Genomic DNA, 16,475 nt, shown 5'->3' on the forward strand with positions numbered 1-16,475 from the left:
ATTTAGTCCAGATTGACATTACGGCAGCCAAACAGCGCGGTAAAAATAAAGCCGCCAACGTAAGCCACCAGCATCCCCCCGGCGTACACCGCCATGGCTGGCAGGATCCCTTGCGCAGAGGTCATTAAAGGCAAGGCCACCAGCCCTGACGGACCGAATGCGCTGTTCAGCCCCATAGGCAAACCTGACCAGGCCACCAGACCGATAAACAGCCCGCCTGCGGCGCCGCCCAGACAGGCGGTAATAAACGGTTTCATTCGCGGCAGCGTCACGCCGTAAATAAGTGGCTCACCGACGCCGAGCAGCCCGGGGATTATCGCTCCGCGGATCTGGCTGCGGATGGCGCTGTGTTTTTCCGCGCGCCAGTAGAGCGCCAGCGCCGCGCCGACCTGACCCGCGCCCGCCATAGAAAGGATAGGGAACAGGCTGTTGAACCCCTGGCTGCTCATTAACGCCAGATAAACCGGAATAAACCCCTGATGGACGCCAAACACCACCGCAACCAGAAACAGCCCCGCCAGCACGGCGCAGCCTAACGGGTTACTGTTGAGGTGGATAAACAGCCAGGACATTCCTTCGAACAGCCAGCCGCCGAGCGGCATAATCACCAGGTAGGCCAGCGCGGCGGTGACCAGTAAGGTCAGCGTGGCGGTCAGAAGCATATCGAGATCGTCCGGCATAAAGCGGCGAATGACGTTCTCAATTCGCGCACTTGCCCATGCCGCAATCAGTACGCCGATTATGTTCCCGCGAGGATCGATTGTCAGGCCAAAGAAATCCTCAATGCCTGCGTAATAACCGGTGGTCGCGGCGGGGTTATAGCCCAGCAGAAACAGTGAGGCGATGATGGCGCCGTTTACGCCCGTTCCACCAAAGGCCTGTGCGGCGTTATAGCCAATCAGGATCACCAGGAAGGTGAAAAGTCCTTTACTGAAGACCTTCATAAAGTTCAGCGCGTCGGGCAAGGCGCCCTGCGCATCTGCCGGCACGTGCAGCACCGTAGCAAGAAGTGTGGCAATCCCCAGCAGCAGGCCTGCGGCAATAAAACCGGGGATCAGCGGCGTAAAGATAGTGGCAAACCTGGCGAGGAACTGCTGAATGCCGGAGGTCTGTTTCGCTTTGATCTGCTTTTTGGTGTTTGCGGCAATCTCCGCCGCGCCAGCCGTAACGGCAGGGCCGCCGTTTTCAAGGAGGGCATTCATGGCATCCGCTGCCCGCTGCGCTTTGCCGGGGCCAAAAATGACCTGAACCTGATTATCCGACAGCACCACGCCTTTAATGCCCTCCAGCGTTTTGATGCTGGCGTCAATCAGACGACTGTCATGTACCGTCAGGCGTAAACGCGTCATGCAGTTTCCGCACCGGGCAATGTTTTCCGCTCCGCCAACCCGGGAGAGGATTGCCTGCAGGAGATCAACGCTGATTTCTTTTGCCATTCGCTTTATTCCTTCTCCGGTCCCGGGTGAATGCTACCGCCGCCATTTTGTCGAGAGCGCCACAAACTTTACAGCTTAACGGGGCTGCTACTATGGAAAATGAATGGAATCATATATTCTCTGTTTTACATCGCAATGGAATCGTTGAATTGCCGTGTGAAGAATGTGAGGGTAGTCATACTCTGGTAAACAATCGGGTATCCTGCCGGGCAGGCGGTAGAATTGAGAAATCCGTTAACAGGGGAGAGTAAGACGACATGTTTTTTCTGGCGAAAATACGCAGCGCTGAAGCAGAATTTACCGACAATGAACGCAAGATCGCTGAATTTCTGTTGGCTCATCTCAACGAGCTAAAAACCGTCTCCTCCCGTCAGCTCGCGAAGCAGTTGCAGGTTAGCCAGTCGAGTATTGTCAAATTTGCCCAAAAGCTGGGGGCGAAGGGGTTTACTGAATTACGAATGGCGCTGATTGAGGAAAACAGCGCCAGGCGCGAAAAAAAGCAGGATAAAGCGCTACATCTGCACAGCTCAATCACCAGCGAAGACAGCCTGGAGGTCATTGCCCGTAAGCTGAATCGCGAAAAATTATCCGCCCTGGAAGAGACCAGTGACTTGATGGATTTCGTCCGGCTGAAACAGGTGATTGAAACCATCAGTCGCGCCGGGTTTATTCAGATAACCGGACTGGGCGGGTCGGCGCTGGTGGGACGCGATCTGTCGTTTAAACTGATGAAGATTGGCTATCGCGTGGCCTGTGAAGCGGATACGCATGTGCAGGTGACGGTTGCGCAGGCGTTGCAGAAGGGCGATGTGCAACTGGCGATCTCCTACAGCGGCGCCAAAAAGGAGATCGTACTCTGCGCGCAAGCGGCGCGCGAACGGGGGGCGACGGTGATTGCCATTACTTCACTTGCTGATTCCCCGCTGCGCCGGCTGGCGCATTTCACGCTGGACACGGTTTCGAGTGAGAAGGCATGGCGCAGTTCATCTATGTCGACGCGTACCGCCCAGAACTCGGTCACCGACCTGCTCTTTGTCGGGTTGGTACAGCGCAATGATGTCGAGTCATTACGAATGATCGAACGCAGCAGTGAGTTGATAAATCTGCTCCGGGACTGATTCCGGCGCATTTTTTCCTAAGATTTACCTTAATTAGTGAGCTGTTCCTCAGCACTTATCTGTTTTTAATGTATTTTCGTTGTTAATGGAGTGTAAGACTTCATATTCACAAGGAGAGCATTGAAATGGGTAAACTCACGGGCAAAACAGCATTGATTACGGGCGCATCGAAGGGCATTGGCGAAGGGATCGCCAGAGTGTTTGCTCGCCACGGCGCGAACTTAATCCTGCTGGATATCTCCGATGAGATTGAAAAGCTGGCGGACGAACTGGGTGGACGCGGTCATCGCTGCACGGCCGTGGTGGCGGATGTAACGGATCCGGCGTCTGTCGCCGCAGCGATCAAGCGAGCGAAAGAGGTGGAAGGACGCATCGATATCCTCGTCAACAACGCGGGCGTGTGTCGCCTCGGCGGTTTCCTCGAGATGAGCGATGAAGATCGCGACTTCCATATTGATGTCAACATTAAAGGCGTCTGGAACGTCACGAAAGCCGTATTGCCGGAAATGGTAAAACGTAAAGATGGCCGCATTGTGATGATGTCTTCGGTGACCGGCGATATGGTGGCCGATCCGGGTGAAACTGCTTATGCGTTGTCGAAGGCGGCGATTGTCGGCCTGACCAAATCGCTGGCGGTGGAATTTGCGCAATCGGGGATCCGCGTGAACGCCATTTGCCCGGGCTACGTACGTACGCCAATGGCGGAAAGCATCGCCCGCCAGTCCAACGCGGACGATCCGGAATCGGTGCTGACAGAAATGGCGAAGGCGATACCACTGCGTCGTCTGGCCTGTCCGCTGGAAGTGGGCGAACTGGCGGCGTTCCTGGCCTCCGACGAGTCCAGCTATCTCACGGGCACCCAAAACGTGATTGACGGCGGCAGCACGCTGCCGGAAAGCGTCAGCGTCGGCGTCTGACCGACGTTACACCCCTTCCGCTGACCGGAAGGGGTTCTCTTATTCCCTTTTCAACTTTCAAATCAGCAAACGGTATATAAAACCGTTACTCCTTTCACACTGGTTATAAATATTATGGCTATTAGAAAGTCATTAATTTTATAAGGGTGCGCAATGGCCGTTAACTTACTGAAAAAGAACTCTCTGGCGCTGGTTGCGTCGCTGTTGCTGGTCGGGCAGGCGCAGGCGACGGAACTGCTTAACAGCTCCTATGACGTTTCCCGTGAGCTGTTTGCCGCCCTTAACCCGCCATTTGAACAACAGTGGGCGAAAGATAACGGCGGCGACAAGCTGACCATCAAACAGTCTCATGCCGGTTCTTCAAAACAGGCGCTGGCGATTTTGCAGGGGTTAAAAGCTGATGTGGTCACCTATAACCAGGTCACTGACGTGCAGATCCTGCATGATAAAGGCAAGCTGATCCCGGCGGACTGGCAGAGCCGTTTGCCGAACAACAGCTCGCCATTCTATTCCACGATGGGCTTCCTGGTGCGTAAAGGCAATCCGAAAAACATTCAGGACTGGAACGATCTCGTGCGCTCCGACGTGAAGCTGATCTTCCCAAACCCCAAAACCTCCGGTAACGCGCGCTATACCTATCTGGCGGCCTGGGGCGCGGCAGATAATGCTGACGGTGGCGACAAAGCCAAAACCGAGCAGTTCATGACTCAGTTCCTGAAGAACGTCGAAGTGTTTGATACCGGCGGACGCGGCGCCACCACCACGTTCGCCGAACGCGGGCTGGGCGATGTGCTGATAAGCTTCGAGTCCGAAGTGAACAACATCCGTAAACAGTACGAAGCGCAGGGCTTTGAAGTGGTGATCCCGAAAACCAACATTCTGGCGGAATTCCCGGTCGCGTGGGTCGATAAAAATGTGCAAGCCAACGGGACGGAAAAAGCGGCGAAAGCGTACCTGAACTGGCTGTATAGCCCACAGGCACAGACCATCATTACCGGTTTTTATTACCGGGTGAATAACCCGGAAGTCATGGATAAGCTGAAGGATCAATTCCCACAGACCGAACTGTTCCGCGTGGAAGATAAGTTTGGCGCCTGGCCGGATGTCATGAAAACCCATTTCGCCAGCGGCGGCGAACTGGACAAACTGCTGGCGGCGGGGCGTAAGTAATGTTTGCTGTCTCCTCCAGACGCGTACTGCCGGGCTTTACCTTAAGCCTGGGCACCAGCCTGCTGTTCGTCTGCCTGATTTTGCTGTTGCCGCTGAGCGCGCTGGTGATGCAGCTCTCGCAGATGAGCTGGGCGCAATACTGGGAGGTCATCACTAACCCGCAGGTGGTCGCAGCCTATAAAGTGACGTTGCTGGCGGCGTTCGTGGCGTCGATTTTTAACGGCGTATTTGGCCTGCTGATGGCGTGGATCTTAACCCGCTACCGTTTCCCGGGTCGCACGCTGCTGGACGCGCTGATGGATCTGCCGTTCGCCTTGCCAACCGCTGTCGCAGGTTTGACGCTGGCCTCACTGTTTTCAGTCAATGGTTTTTACGGCCAGTTTTTGGCGAGCGTCGACATCAAAGTTACGTATACCTGGCTGGGGATTGCGGTGGCGATGGCCTTTACCAGCATTCCGTTTGTGGTACGCACCGTGCAGCCGGTGCTGGAAGAACTGGGCCCGGAATATGAAGAAGCGGCGGAAACGCTGGGCGCAACGCGTCTGCAAAGTTTTCGTAAAGTCGTGCTACCGGAACTGTCGCCTGCGCTGGTGGCGGGAGTTGCCCTGTCCTTTACCCGCAGCCTCGGCGAGTTCGGGGCGGTGATTTTTATCGCCGGGAATATCGCCTGGAAAACGGAAGTGACGTCGCTGATGATTTTCGTGCGGTTGCAGGAATTTGATTACCCCGCCGCCAGCGCGATCGCTTCGGTGATCCTCGCGGCTTCGCTGCTGCTGCTGTTTTCGATTAACACTCTGCAAAGTCGCTTTGGCCGACGCGTGGTAGGTCACTAATGGCGGAAGTTACTCAATTGAAGCGTTATGACGCTCCCCGCATTAACTGGGGAAAATGGCTTCTGATTGGCGTCGGTATGCTGGTTTCAGCGTTCATTTTGCTGGTGCCGATGATTTACATCTTCGTACAGGCGTTCAGCCGTGGGCTGATGCCGGTTATTGAGAATTTATCTGACCCGGACATGCTCCATGCCATCTGGCTGACGGTGCTGATTGCGCTGATCGCGGTGCCGGTGAACCTGGTGTTTGGCGTTCTGCTGGCCTGGCTGGTGACGCGTTTTAACTTTCCCGGTCGCCAGCTTTTGCTCACGCTGCTGGATATTCCGTTTGCGGTATCGCCGGTGGTCGCCGGGCTGGTGTATCTGCTGTTCTATGGTTCCAACGGCCCGCTGGGCGGCTGGCTGGACGAGCATAACCTGCAAATTATGTTCTCCTGGCCGGGGATGGTGCTGGTCACTATCTTTGTCACCTGTCCGTTTGTGGTGCGAGAACTGGTGCCGGTGATGCTCAGTCAGGGTAGTCAGGAGGACGAGGCGGCGATTTTGCTCGGCGCTTCCGGCTGGCAGATGTTCCGCCGCGTAACGCTGCCCAATATCCGCTGGGCGCTGCTGTACGGCGTGGTACTGACCAACGCCCGGGCGATTGGCGAATTTGGCGCGGTGTCGGTGGTGTCCGGCTCAATTCGCGGCGAAACGCTGTCGCTGCCGTTACAGATTGAACTGTTGGAGCAGGACTATAACACCGTTGGCTCCTTTACCGCCGCCGCGCTGCTGACGCTGATGGCGATTATTACCCTGTTTTTAAAGAGCATGTTGCAATGGCGCCTGGAGAATCAGGAAAAACGCGCGCAACAGGAGGAACATCATGAGCATTGAGATTGCCAATATTAAGAAGTCTTTTGGTCGCACCCAGGTGCTGAACGATATCTCGCTGGATATTCCTTCTGGTCAGATGGTGGCGCTTCTGGGGCCGTCCGGCTCTGGTAAAACCACGCTGCTGCGGATTATCGCCGGGCTGGAGCACCAGAGCAGCGGGCATATTCGTTTTCACGGCACTGATGTCAGCCGCCTGCATGCTCGCGACCGTAAGGTCGGGTTTGTGTTTCAGCACTACGCGCTGTTTCGCCATATGACCGTCTTTGACAACATCGCTTTTGGCCTGACGGTGCTGCCGCGTCGTGAACGACCGAATGCGGCCGCTATCAAGACGAAAGTGACCAAACTGCTGGAAATGGTGCAACTTGCGCACCTGGCGGATCGTTTTCCGGCGCAACTTTCCGGCGGGCAGAAACAGCGGGTGGCGCTGGCGCGCGCGCTCGCCGTTGAGCCGCAAATTTTATTGCTCGACGAACCCTTCGGCGCGCTGGATGCCCAGGTGCGTAAAGAGCTCAGGCGCTGGCTGCGTCAGTTGCATGAAGAGCTGAAATTCACCAGCGTGTTTGTGACCCACGATCAGGAAGAAGCGACTGAAGTGGCGGACCGGGTGGTGGTGATGAGCCAGGGCCATATTGAACAGGCCGACGCGCCGGATCAGGTCTGGCGCGAACCGGCCACCCGCTTCGTGCTGGAGTTTATGGGCGAGGTGAACCGACTGCAGGGCACTGTTCGCGGCGCGCAGTTCCACGTCGGCGCGCACCGCTGGCCGCTGGGTTATACCCCTGCGTATCAGGGGCCGGTCGATCTGTTCCTGCGTCCGTGGGAAGTGGACATTAGCCGTCGTACCAGTCTCGACTCGCCATTGCCGGTACAGGTGATCGAAGCCAGCCCGAAAGGCCACTATACCCAGTTAGTCGTGCAGCCGCTGGGGTGGTATAACGAACCGCTGACGGTGGTGATGCAGGGCGACGATACCCCGGCGCGCGGCGAACGCCTGTTTGTCGGCCTGCAAAATGCCCGGCTGTATAATGGCGAGCAGCGCATTGAGCGCCATGAAGATGTGGTATTGGCAGAAATAGCGTAATCCCGGGATGATTTTACCCAGGCCCGATAAGCGTAGCGCCATCGGGCATTGAGTTGGACAAAAGACGTGAACACACTAGAACAAACAATCGGCAATACGCCTTTGGTGAAATTGCAGCGGATGGGGCCGGACAACGGCAGTGAAATCTGGCTCAAACTGGAAGGTAACAATCCCGCCGGGTCGGTGAAAGATCGCGCTGCGCTATCGATGATCGTGCAGGCGGAAAAGCGCGGGGAAATTAAACCAGGCGACGTACTCATTGAAGCAACCAGTGGAAATACCGGGATTGCGCTGGCGATGATTGCCGCGCTGAAAGGCTACCGCATGACCCTGCTGATGCCGGACAACATGAGCCAGGAGCGACGCGCGGCAATGCGCGCTTATGGCGCAGAGCTGATTCTGGTCAGCAAAGAGCAGGGCATGGAAGGGGCGCGCGACTTAGCGTTAGCCATGTCAGAACGCGGAGAGGGTAAACTGCTCGATCAGTTTAACAACCCTGATAACCCGCTGGCGCATTACAGCACCACCGGGCCGGAGATCTGGCAGCAAACTGCCGGGCGCATCACCCATTTTGTCTCCAGTATGGGCACGACCGGCACAATCACTGGCGTGTCGCGTTTTCTGCGCGAGCAGGCGAAGCCTGTCACCATCGTTGGCCTGCAACCGGAAGAGGGCAGCAGCATTCCGGGGATCCGCCGTTGGCCTGCGGAATATATGCCGGGAATATTTAACGCCTCGCTGGTTGACGAGGTACTGGATATTCATCAGCAGGCTGCGGAAAACACCATGCGCGAGCTGGCGGTGCGGGAAGGGATTTTCTGCGGTGTCAGTTCCGGTGGCGCGGTGGCCGGGGCGATTCGTGTGGCGCAGGCGACGCCGGGCGCCGTCGTTGTGGCGATTATCTGCGATCGTGGCGATCGTTACCTTTCCACGGGTGTGTTTGGCGAAGAGCATTTCAGCCAGGGGGCGGGGATATAACCAATGCCGGTCAGTGTGTCACTGACCGGTTTGACGTAGATTAGGCTTTTTCTTTTAAATCAGCAGTCAGCAGTTCACGAACGAAGTTATCCGTTTTCTCTGCCGCAGGCGCTTTGCGGTCATACGTTCTGGGAAAAACAGCAATGGTCTTTCCCTGCCAGGGAATAAACCAGTAAACACCGTCATCCGGCGACAGGTAATCTCTGATGGATTCCTCTTTATGGAAGACCCAACGCACGGCGTTGTTCTGACTCCCTGAAATATCCTGTGCGGTGTGCTCGAATTTAATGCCTTCCGTCTGATCTTTCGCCATTTTCAGACGCTGCAGGATAAATGCTTTTGGCGACGTATCTGACGGTAATATCTGAACCAGGAAACTGTCTGGATTTTTTTCAGAGGAATACAGGAGATAATCCGTCCCTGCATACTCCAGTATTGTCTGGGCAGTGAGTAAGGGAAAAATCAATCCATCATCTTTATTTTCTCTTATCGCCCCGTGCGCGGTGTCTACGCTCCACTGCTGGCTATCGCCAATGAGGCCGGCTGCCTGGATATATTTCGCCAGAAGCTCATAACCGTCTTTCCCTTCTTCAAAACGTAATGCACTGAGCGCTGAGTAGAATAAAATTTTTTCGTAGTCCCAGTCGTTATGAGTATAGGGGAACTGCGCCCGCGCTTTTTCGAACGCCTGACTGGCATCGGCATACTTTCCCTTACGATAATCCGCAAGGCCTGTAATGCTGTAAAATTTTTGATATTCAGCCGGGAATGCGGCGATCTGTAACCCTTTTTGCGCGATGATCCTGGCTTTGTCCCAGTTCTCATCAGGAGCATCAGGCGCGGACAGTCCTACCCCAAGAGGATACAATTCAGCTTCAATCGAGCGCATCGTTTGCTGGTGATAGAGTTTTGGCGGATTATCCCATTTAATCTGCGCAAACAAATCAGCAATCGACTTTATTGCGGCCTGGCTGTCGCTTTCAGGAATTTTCGCTTTTATGGTGACCCGCCAGTCACCTTGCTTAATTTTCCATGTGACGGAAATTTGTTCCTCTGCTGCTACAACAAATTTCTGCTGGAGATTTTTATCCACCGGGAAATCTGGTATATGGCCGATATCTGTTACGGGCGGCGCAACGTTTTTATCCTCAGGTGATACCATTGAGTCTTCTTTTTCGACTTCATTATAGGTCATCGTGAAGCGAATCTTTCCACCGGATGATAATATGTAGGTCAGGTCTGTCGGGTAATCCCGGGTTTCACCCGAGTCAATATCAACCAGCAACCATTTCTTTGCGTTAATAACAGGGAAGCGCATATTAGCCACCCGCCAGGACAGTTGGTTATTTTTTTCGTCTATGTGCCAAAGATCAGGTGAGATTTTTTTACCTCCTTCGCCGGAATACACACGTTTAATTAAAAGGATGGCATCCGTTTGTTTTTCTGCGAACCAGGCATATTTAGCGGCAGAAATTAAAAATCCTTTAATGAAATCATCATATTCTGCCAGCGGTAGTGCATTTTCGAACAGGCTCTGTGCTTCAGCGTAGCGGTGTTTTTTTTCCAACAGCCATGCCAGGGTATCCAGTTCTGATGACAACTCATAGTGGTTAATGTCACAGCTTACCTTCATTTTTTCCAGACTGGACAGTAGCGCCCGCTGTGCAGTAATAAAATCTCCCTGCTGAATTAATCCCATTGCTTCCTTGTAGCTGTCGAGTTGCTGGCGCCGTATCAGATATTGTTGCTCTTGGTCGTAATAGGGTAGCTTTTGGCACAGTTCATTTCGTTCAACAGGAGATGAGGTGGCTGCGGCAAACGTTGGCGCGACAAAGGAACAAACCAGAGCGAATAAAACGTGCCTGTTAGTTAGAAACATCATTACGTTCTCCAGAAACTGACGACGATGCAGGGGCAGAGTACTGTGCCAGTTGTTTGGCAAATTTATCCAGCTCGGGCAATACCGCGTTGTCCTTGTTATCGACCACCGCAAGGATCGCGCCATAACCGCTCTGGTAAGGAAACGTCCAGTAGATCAGTGATTTTTCTGTTTTTTCGCTATCGCTGTACCATTTGACCGACCACTTTGTCGCCATTTTCTTCTGTCCCTGTAAACTAAAGGGATAGGTTGTTTTATGCAGGTCTTTGTCCGCTATAGTTATTTTTTGTCGTTCTTCTTCCTGAAGGCGTTTGACTTTAGCTTTGATAATGTTCGGCACATTGACTTCAGACAATTCCGTCAACCCGGCGGAAAACTCAGTCGAATAGCCATATTTCGCTGCAGAATAAACAACGGTTCCTTCGATATACGTGAATGCTGAGGCATGGAAAATGCCGACGTTAAAGGGAAAGCGTAACTGGCTTTTTTTGTTGAATATTTCTGGGATAACAGGATCAAAAACCCAATGGCTATCCATTGGCGAATGCCTTAATGATTGTTTCACCAGTTCGGTATAGGTCTTCTTTTTCGTCCGGTAAGCAATGTCCGTCAGGTACATCAGAAGCGCTTGCGAACCATAGTTATCTTCGGTTTGAGTCGTTAAGGTTTGCGAATAAGCGGCGCGAGCATATTGAAGATATGACCAGGCTTTCTCCAGTTTATTTTGCCGGTATGAATGGATACCGAGAATGGCGTTGACTCTTGCTTTTTCAAGCGGGAATTTTGCCGCCGGAAGCAGTAAGTTTGCCTGTCGGGCAGCGTTATTCCATTCGGCCGTGGTACGGTAAGTTGTTTTTGTCAGTGCATCCAGTTCTTTCTGAATGGGGGGAAGCGTGTCTGCCTGCGGCCATTTTATTTTTGTAAACAGTGAAGACAGTTGCTGAAGGGCATTTTCGCTGTGCGCTGTCTGAAATGTTGCCTGAACCGCCATTTCCCACGATCCTTGCGTTATTTGCCATATTGCCGTCGTCACGCTATCCCCGGCGACGCTATAACGTTGAGCTGATTTTATTTGTTTAATATTTTCGCCTGGGAAATCAGGTAATTTTGCCGAAAGCTCAGCATCCTCTGCTGTTGTATAAAGCCAGGGTCGTTTTATCTGCGTTGTTTTTACTGAATGCTCAGTGTCATTAGATCCCCGGTAGTGGAGCGTTATGTCAGCGGAAACATAGTTGTCTGCGACGTTATAGATCCCATCGCCATTGTTAGTAAAACGAATCACTGACGCGCCATCACGTTGACCGGTAGAATATATTTTTGCCAGCGTCCAGCGCCCGGCGGTTAACGGCACCGTCAGATGGGCAAGAGCATAATTTAACTGATTATTCGCATCATCCAGTTGCCACATCTCAGCGGGGAGGTTTTTGATGGAAAGATACGTTTTAATGAACTGCTGTGCTTCACTTTCTTTACCAGCCAGCATCGCTTGCGTGGTCGCTTTGCGAATAAAACGCTGATGCTGATCAACATTGGTGGTCGCCTCTGCCGCTTTTTTATTTAATTCAATGGCTTTTTCATACTGAGCGGTTTCATCCAGCGCCTGAGTGAGGCGCCATACTACCGCATTCGCGTCTTCGAAATTAGCACAGGATGCATGCAGTTCATTCCAGATGCTGTCGACGAAATTCCCGACGGATTCTTTGTTACCGGTTTTAACCACATCCGGTAATTGATTCATCAGTGAGGTAATTTGTGTCGAAGGGGATTGCTGACTGATAGAGAAATCACAGCGATTATTTTCTGCGGCAACCACATTGTGACTTATCATTAATGATAAAACAGGTAAAACAAACTTCAATAAAGTATTTGCCATGACATTATCTCTTTGGCAATGGTAAAACTATCGGTTAGGGAATGTTCTAACCGATTCGTTGAGAAAATTAGTTAAGGGTTTTATCTGTTTCCGCGATCAGTGCGTGCAGATAAGGTTTGGCATTTTCATCATTTTTACCCGAAATTCGCACAATGTAGGGTTTGCCGGTAATCGATGAAGAGGAGGCGACTTTATCAATGAATTGTTCTGCGGTATCAATACGGTTGCGGGTATTCCCCAGCTTCAGGCGCAGGTGGGATACTGCTTCATCACAATTATGTGAATCGCCGTTTCTCACGAAGATTAAATCCTTTTTTTGCGCCAGTGCATCAAGCATGGCGCTGATGCGTGCCTCTTCATGGGCATTCAGCTTCGCCCAGACCGGAAGAGTTAACAGGAGAGCAAATAGCGTACAGGCGATTCTTTTCATTCCACTTTTCCTTGCGATAAGAAATCCTTCGTTGTTCTGACAAGGCGTCCTGCGTTTAGTTGCACCTGCGACCGGGGTAATTTTCTGAATGTGCTTGCAGAAGTTTATCCAGAAACCGCCACAGCGTTTCATTCATTTCCTGGTAATTCCATTCGCGCATTTCCTTTACCGAACGGATGAACGTTTTCCCTGCGGCTTCCGCCAGCTCCTGTTGGGAGTGCCTAATTAACCCTTCGACGGACTCGGCGGTAAATTCCATGTGGCACTGGAAGCCGTAAATGAAATGACCAAACTGCACAATTTGTCGCGGACAGCCTTTACTCTTCGCAATGACGGTCGCCTGATCGGTTAATCCCGGCATATCGTTATGCCAGTGACCGACACTCAGTGGAGAATCAAAGTGAGAGAAAAACGGATGCTCTTTGCCTGCTGCGGTCAGCGTAATAGGGAAATGACCGATCTCTTTTTCCGGGCTTTTGCAGACCTTTGCGCCCAATGCTTCGCCAATCAATTGCGCGCCAAGACAGATGCCCACCACAATACGTCCGGCGCTTATCGCCTGATTAATGAGATGCTGTTCCGCCAGCGAGTCAAAGTACGGACATTCTGCAAGCGTTGTTCGCGGCGACTGAGGGCCGCCAAATACAACCAGCATGTCAAAGCCGTCCGCGTTCTTCGGCACGGGTTCTCCGGCATAAACGCGAGACTATGAGAGGGTATAGCCCCGTTGTTCTGCCCATGGCAGATAGGCGCCGGTGGATTCAAATGATTCGTGAACAACAAAATGTACTCGCACGCTCTTCTCCTGTTAGCCATTCAGCGCCTGATAAATATCAGCCGCCAGGGTGTTGATATCGCTGTCGCTCAGTGTCGACAGCGTGATACGCAGACCGTGTGCAGGTTCGTTCACGCCAAACGCCTCACCTTCGCGCACCAGCCAGCCTGATTTTGCCAGCATAAAAGCGGTTTTCTGACTGATGTCCTTCAGTGGCAGCCACAGATTCAGACCGTCGCCCGGCGGTACGGCCAGGCCATACTGGCCCAGCGCCCCGGCCAGCTTTTGCTGGCGGGACGCATAAAACTGCCGGGTATGGTTCAGTGAACGCTGAAAATCACTGTCGTTCAGGCAGGCAGAAGCGAGATCCTGAAGTAGATGACTGACCCACTGGCTGCCCGCGTTCAGGCGCAGACGCAGTTTCTGCGACGTCAGCGGATCGCTGGAAACGATGGCGAGACGCAGGTCCGGGCCGAGCGTTTTCGACATTGAACGCACCACCGCCCAGCGCAGGGTTTCCGCGGCGATAACCGGATGCCAGGCTGATGTCGAGAGCAGGGCGAAATGATCGTCGATAATGACTAACGCCTGCGGGTAGCGGGCAAGTATGTTTTGTAACGCGGCGGCACGCGTGGCGCTCAGGCTGCATCCGGTTGGATTATGCGCGCGTGGGGTAATAATCACCGCGCGTGCGCCCAGGCGTAAGGCCTGCTCCAGCATGTCCGGTTGCATGCCTTCCTCGTCAACGCGCACGGGCGTGGCGCGAAAACCGCTGTAGCGCAGCATATTAATGCTGCTCAGAAAGCACGGATCTTCCACCGCCACGCTGTCGCCCGGCAGCAGGTGGGCGCTCAGCAGACGTTCAATGGCATCAATGGCGCCGCTGGTAATATCAATTTCGCCTTCGGCAGGGGTGGCATCCTTCATCCATGTTTGCGCCCACTCTTGTAACGCGGGCGATAACGCTTCATCGCCGTACAAGCGGTGAGTATGCGTGAGCGTTTTTAGATAGCGTCCCAGCTCGGGCAGACGATCCGCTGCGGGATTGCCGCCGGAAAGATCGACAAGCGGAGTGTGCGGATCGCTTCCTTCCAGCGCAACTGGCGCAGAGGCGCCGTTTATCACCGTGCCGTTGCGCCCCTGACTCAGCGCCAGCCCGGAGATGACCAGCCGTTTGTAGGCCGCAGCGACAGTATTTCGGTTGACGTTCAGTGCCTGGGCCAGTTCACGCACGGGAGGTAAGGTATCCCCCGAACGTAACGCTCCGCTGGTGATATGCTGGCGGATGCTGTCAAAGATTTCGCTGGCGGTTTTTCCGTCGATCATTATTGACCTATGACAAAATGAATTTTAGCATATGACGATAATAGTGAGGCGCCAGCCCGCTGTCCAGTGAGAGGAGATGTTTATGGCGCAGGAGAGTGATATACAGTCAGTGCTTTTTAGCGATAGCCATCGGGCGTTACAAACCGACATCGTCGCCGTTCAGTCACAGGTGGTGTACGGCAGCGTGGGTAACAGCATCGCGGTGCCGGCTATTAAGGCAAAAGGTTTGCGCGTCACGGCGGTACCTACGGTGCTGTTCAGTAATACGCCGCATTACGAGACGTTTTATGGCGGCATTATTCCTGCCGACTGGTTTAACGGCTATTTACAGGCGCTGAGTGAGCGCGACGCCCTGCGCGAGCTGAAGGCGGTGACCACCGGTTACATGGGCAGCGCAGAGCAAATCGTCCTGTTGGCGCAATGGTTGCAGAACGTGCGCCAGCACCACCCCAATATCACTATTTTGGTTGATCCGGTGATAGGGGACGTGGACAGCGGTATGTATGTGAAAGCGGAAATCCCGGAGGCTTACCGTCAGCATCTGCTGCCAGTGGCGCATGGGCTGACGCCAAATGTCTTTGAACTGCACATGCTGAGCGGCAAACCGTGCGGTACGCTTGACGAGGCAGTGATTGCGGCGAGGTCGCTGCTCACCGATACGCTGAAGTGGATTGTGATCACCAGTGCTCCCGGACAAAACCGTGACGCTATCAACGTGGCGGTGGTGACGGCTGAATCGGTGGATATTATTGAACATCCACGGGTAGAAACCGATCTGAAAGGCACTGGCGATCTGTTCTGTGCGGAGCTGGTGAGCGGCATTGTACGTGACATGACGTTAACCCGAGCCACACAACTGGCGGCAGAAAGGGTGCTGGACGTCATGATGTGGACCCAACAATGCGGCTGCGACGAATTAATACTGCCGCCGACAGGGGAGGCGCAATGAAAAGTTATCGCTTAGTGGTTCGTCAACAAGGGCGGGTGGTCGGTCATTTCGACACCAGTGGAGTGGATGCGCTGGCGGATATTTGCGTGGCGCGCGCCATGTTTGGCATTGCGGGCGGGTATCAGTGCGAATTGCTGGTCGCAGACGCCGAAAAACGGATGCTGGAAAGTGGACCGGACGGCATGAAAATCCTGATGCGCGAGAAGTGCTATCGTCCGGTCACCGCCACGCTGCTGTAAAGGTGAAATTGGCGGATAAAAAAATAGCGCCGGAAGGCGCTATTTTTCACTGCGGCAAGAATTACTTCTTGATGCGGATAACCGGAGTTTCACCCACGGTCACGCTACCGGACAGTTTGGTCAGTTCTTTGATCTCGTCCATGTTGGAGATGACGACCGGCGTCAGAGTGGACTTGGCTTTTTCTTCCAGCAGCGGCAGATCGAATTCGATGACCGGGTCACCCACTTTCACGCGCTGGCCTTCTTCCGCGATACGCTTGAAGCCTTCGCCTTTCAGCTCAACGGTGTCGATACCGAAGTGAACGAACAGCTCGATACCGCTATCGGATTCGATAGAGAACGCATGGTTGGTTTCAAAGATTTTGCCGATGGTACCGTCAACAGGCGCGACCATTTTGTTACCGGTTGGTTTGATGGCGATACCATCACCAACGATTTTTTCCGCAAAAACTACATCCGGCACGTCTTCGATGTTGACGATCTCGCCAGAGAGCGGAGCAACAATCTCAATAGTTCCGGTGTCTTTCTTATCATCAGAAACCAGAGATTTCAGTTTATCAAACAAACCCATGATCTTCTCCTAAGCAGTAAAT

At 53.4% G+C, this 16,475-nt stretch carries 15 protein-coding genes and 1 pseudogene; 9 read left to right on the top strand and 7 right to left on the bottom strand.

The window, feature by feature from the left end; translation table 11 throughout:
- Positions 1-2 precede the first annotated feature (2 nt).
- On the bottom strand, positions 3-1,436 hold the full coding sequence (gene murP / locus APU02_RS15650) for a PTS N-acetylmuramic acid transporter subunit IIBC (RefSeq protein ID WP_060570564.1): 1,434 nt from the start codon (positions 1,434-1,436) through the stop codon (positions 3-5).
- Positions 1,437-1,693: 257 nt separating this feature from the next.
- Here murP and murR point away from each other — a divergent pair, with 257 nt between their 5' ends.
- From murR to cysM, 7 genes are all read left to right on the top strand, one after another.
- Positions 1,694-2,554, top strand: coding sequence for an HTH-type transcriptional regulator MurR (gene murR / locus APU02_RS15655; protein WP_060570566.1), 861 nt, complete (start codon positions 1,694-1,696; stop codon positions 2,552-2,554).
- Positions 2,555-2,679: 125 nt separating this feature from the next.
- The gene (gene ucpA, locus APU02_RS15660; protein ID WP_042290853.1) at positions 2,680-3,471 is read left to right on the top strand and encodes an SDR family oxidoreductase UcpA; all 792 of its coding nucleotides are present in this window, start codon (positions 2,680-2,682) and stop codon (positions 3,469-3,471) included.
- A 153-nt stretch (positions 3,472-3,624) separates the two neighbouring features.
- Positions 3,625-4,641 (top strand): thiosulfate/sulfate ABC transporter substrate-binding protein CysP, encoded by a 1,017-nt coding sequence (gene cysP, locus APU02_RS15665; RefSeq protein ID WP_042290852.1) that lies wholly within the window; start codon positions 3,625-3,627, stop codon positions 4,639-4,641.
- Entirely contained in the window at positions 4,641-5,474 is an 834-nt protein-coding gene (gene cysT / locus APU02_RS15670) for a sulfate/thiosulfate ABC transporter permease CysT (RefSeq protein WP_042290851.1), read from the top strand. The genes cysP and cysT overlap by 1 nt, the downstream gene beginning before the upstream one ends.
- Positions 5,474-6,349, top strand: a complete 876-nt coding sequence (gene cysW / locus APU02_RS15675) for a sulfate/thiosulfate ABC transporter permease CysW (RefSeq protein WP_060570567.1) — start codon at positions 5,474-5,476, stop codon at positions 6,347-6,349. The genes cysT and cysW overlap by 1 nt, the downstream gene beginning before the upstream one ends.
- Positions 6,339-7,433 carry a sulfate/thiosulfate ABC transporter ATP-binding protein CysA gene (cysA, locus tag APU02_RS15680; RefSeq protein WP_060570568.1) on the top strand — a complete coding sequence of 365 codons (1,095 nt, stop codon included), beginning with the start codon at positions 6,339-6,341 and terminating at the stop codon, positions 7,431-7,433. The genes cysW and cysA overlap by 11 nt, the downstream gene beginning before the upstream one ends.
- Before the next feature lie 66 nt (positions 7,434-7,499).
- Complete coding sequence (cysM, locus tag APU02_RS15685; RefSeq protein WP_042290846.1) at positions 7,500-8,411, top strand: cysteine synthase CysM; 912 nt, start codon at positions 7,500-7,502, stop codon at positions 8,409-8,411.
- Positions 8,412-8,451: 40 nt separating this feature from the next.
- On the opposite strand, the gene APU02_RS15690 is transcribed toward cysM, so the two are convergent.
- The 5 genes and pseudogenes from APU02_RS15690 to ptsJ all read right to left on the bottom strand — a co-directional run bounded on the left by APU02_RS15690 (position 8,452) and on the right by ptsJ (position 14,694).
- The gene (locus tag APU02_RS15690) at positions 8,452-10,293 is read right to left on the bottom strand and encodes a tetratricopeptide repeat protein (RefSeq protein WP_131729048.1); all 1,842 of its coding nucleotides are present in this window, start codon (positions 10,291-10,293) and stop codon (positions 8,452-8,454) included.
- Positions 10,277-12,163, bottom strand: coding sequence for a hypothetical protein (locus APU02_RS15695; RefSeq protein ID WP_131729049.1), 1,887 nt, complete (start codon positions 12,161-12,163; stop codon positions 10,277-10,279). Before APU02_RS15695 ends, APU02_RS15690 begins: the two co-directional genes overlap by 17 nt.
- Before the next feature lie 67 nt (positions 12,164-12,230).
- Positions 12,231-12,593 (bottom strand): YfeK family protein, encoded by a 363-nt coding sequence (locus APU02_RS15700; RefSeq protein WP_060570573.1) that lies wholly within the window; start codon positions 12,591-12,593, stop codon positions 12,231-12,233.
- Positions 12,594-12,648: 55 nt separating this feature from the next.
- Positions 12,649-13,389, bottom strand: a pseudogene (locus APU02_RS15705) (type 1 glutamine amidotransferase).
- Between the two features lie 12 nt (positions 13,390-13,401).
- Positions 13,402-14,694, bottom strand: a complete 1,293-nt coding sequence (ptsJ, locus tag APU02_RS15710; RefSeq protein WP_060570575.1) for a transcriptional regulator PtsJ — start codon at positions 14,692-14,694, stop codon at positions 13,402-13,404.
- 82 nt (positions 14,695-14,776) lie between these two features.
- On the opposite strand from ptsJ, the gene pdxK reads away from it, so the two are divergent.
- Both pdxK and APU02_RS15720 read left to right on the top strand, forming a co-directional pair.
- On the top strand, positions 14,777-15,643 hold the full coding sequence (pdxK, locus tag APU02_RS15715; RefSeq protein ID WP_060570576.1) for a pyridoxine/pyridoxal/pyridoxamine kinase: 867 nt from the start codon (positions 14,777-14,779) through the stop codon (positions 15,641-15,643).
- Entirely contained in the window at positions 15,640-15,882 is a 243-nt protein-coding gene (locus tag APU02_RS15720) for a hypothetical protein (protein WP_060570578.1), read from the top strand. Before pdxK ends, APU02_RS15720 begins: the two co-directional genes overlap by 4 nt.
- Positions 15,883-15,943: 61 nt before the next feature.
- Here the strand turns inward: APU02_RS15720 and crr are convergent, their stop codons facing one another.
- On the bottom strand, positions 15,944-16,453 hold the full coding sequence (gene crr, locus APU02_RS15725; RefSeq protein ID WP_042290834.1) for a PTS glucose transporter subunit IIA: 510 nt from the start codon (positions 16,451-16,453) through the stop codon (positions 15,944-15,946).
- Positions 16,454-16,475: the final 22 nt, after the last annotated feature.

The organism is Citrobacter sp. 50677481 (genome assembly GCF_001463265.1).
In the GTDB taxonomy this organism is placed as follows: Bacteria; Pseudomonadota; Gammaproteobacteria; order Enterobacterales; family Enterobacteriaceae; genus Citrobacter_A; species Citrobacter_A sedlakii.

What these genes read in the sequence shown, in the direction of transcription:
- murP (WP_060570564.1), bottom strand. Translation starts at nt 1,436, where the DNA reads ATGGCAAAAGAAATCAGCGTTGATCTCCTGCAGGCAATCCTCTCCCGG.
- murR (WP_060570566.1), top strand. Translation starts at nt 1,694, where the DNA reads ATGTTTTTTCTGGCGAAAATACGCAGCGCTGAAGCAGAATTTACCGAC.
- ucpA (WP_042290853.1), top strand. Translation starts at nt 2,680, where the DNA reads ATGGGTAAACTCACGGGCAAAACAGCATTGATTACGGGCGCATCGAAG.
- cysP (WP_042290852.1), top strand. Translation starts at nt 3,625, where the DNA reads ATGGCCGTTAACTTACTGAAAAAGAACTCTCTGGCGCTGGTTGCGTCG.
- cysT (WP_042290851.1), top strand. Translation starts at nt 4,641, where the DNA reads ATGTTTGCTGTCTCCTCCAGACGCGTACTGCCGGGCTTTACCTTAAGC.
- cysW (WP_060570567.1), top strand. Translation starts at nt 5,474, where the DNA reads ATGGCGGAAGTTACTCAATTGAAGCGTTATGACGCTCCCCGCATTAAC.
- cysA (WP_060570568.1), top strand. Translation starts at nt 6,339, where the DNA reads ATGAGCATTGAGATTGCCAATATTAAGAAGTCTTTTGGTCGCACCCAG.
- APU02_RS15690 (WP_131729048.1), bottom strand. Translation starts at nt 10,293, where the DNA reads ATGATGTTTCTAACTAACAGGCACGTTTTATTCGCTCTGGTTTGTTCC.
- APU02_RS15695 (WP_131729049.1), bottom strand. Translation starts at nt 12,163, where the DNA reads ATGGCAAATACTTTATTGAAGTTTGTTTTACCTGTTTTATCATTAATG.
- APU02_RS15700 (WP_060570573.1), bottom strand. Translation starts at nt 12,593, where the DNA reads ATGAAAAGAATCGCCTGTACGCTATTTGCTCTCCTGTTAACTCTTCCG.
- ptsJ (WP_060570575.1), bottom strand. Translation starts at nt 14,694, where the DNA reads ATGATCGACGGAAAAACCGCCAGCGAAATCTTTGACAGCATCCGCCAG.
- pdxK (WP_060570576.1), top strand. Translation starts at nt 14,777, where the DNA reads ATGGCGCAGGAGAGTGATATACAGTCAGTGCTTTTTAGCGATAGCCAT.
- APU02_RS15720 (WP_060570578.1), top strand. Translation starts at nt 15,640, where the DNA reads ATGAAAAGTTATCGCTTAGTGGTTCGTCAACAAGGGCGGGTGGTCGGT.
- crr (WP_042290834.1), bottom strand. Translation starts at nt 16,453, where the DNA reads ATGGGTTTGTTTGATAAACTGAAATCTCTGGTTTCTGATGATAAGAAA.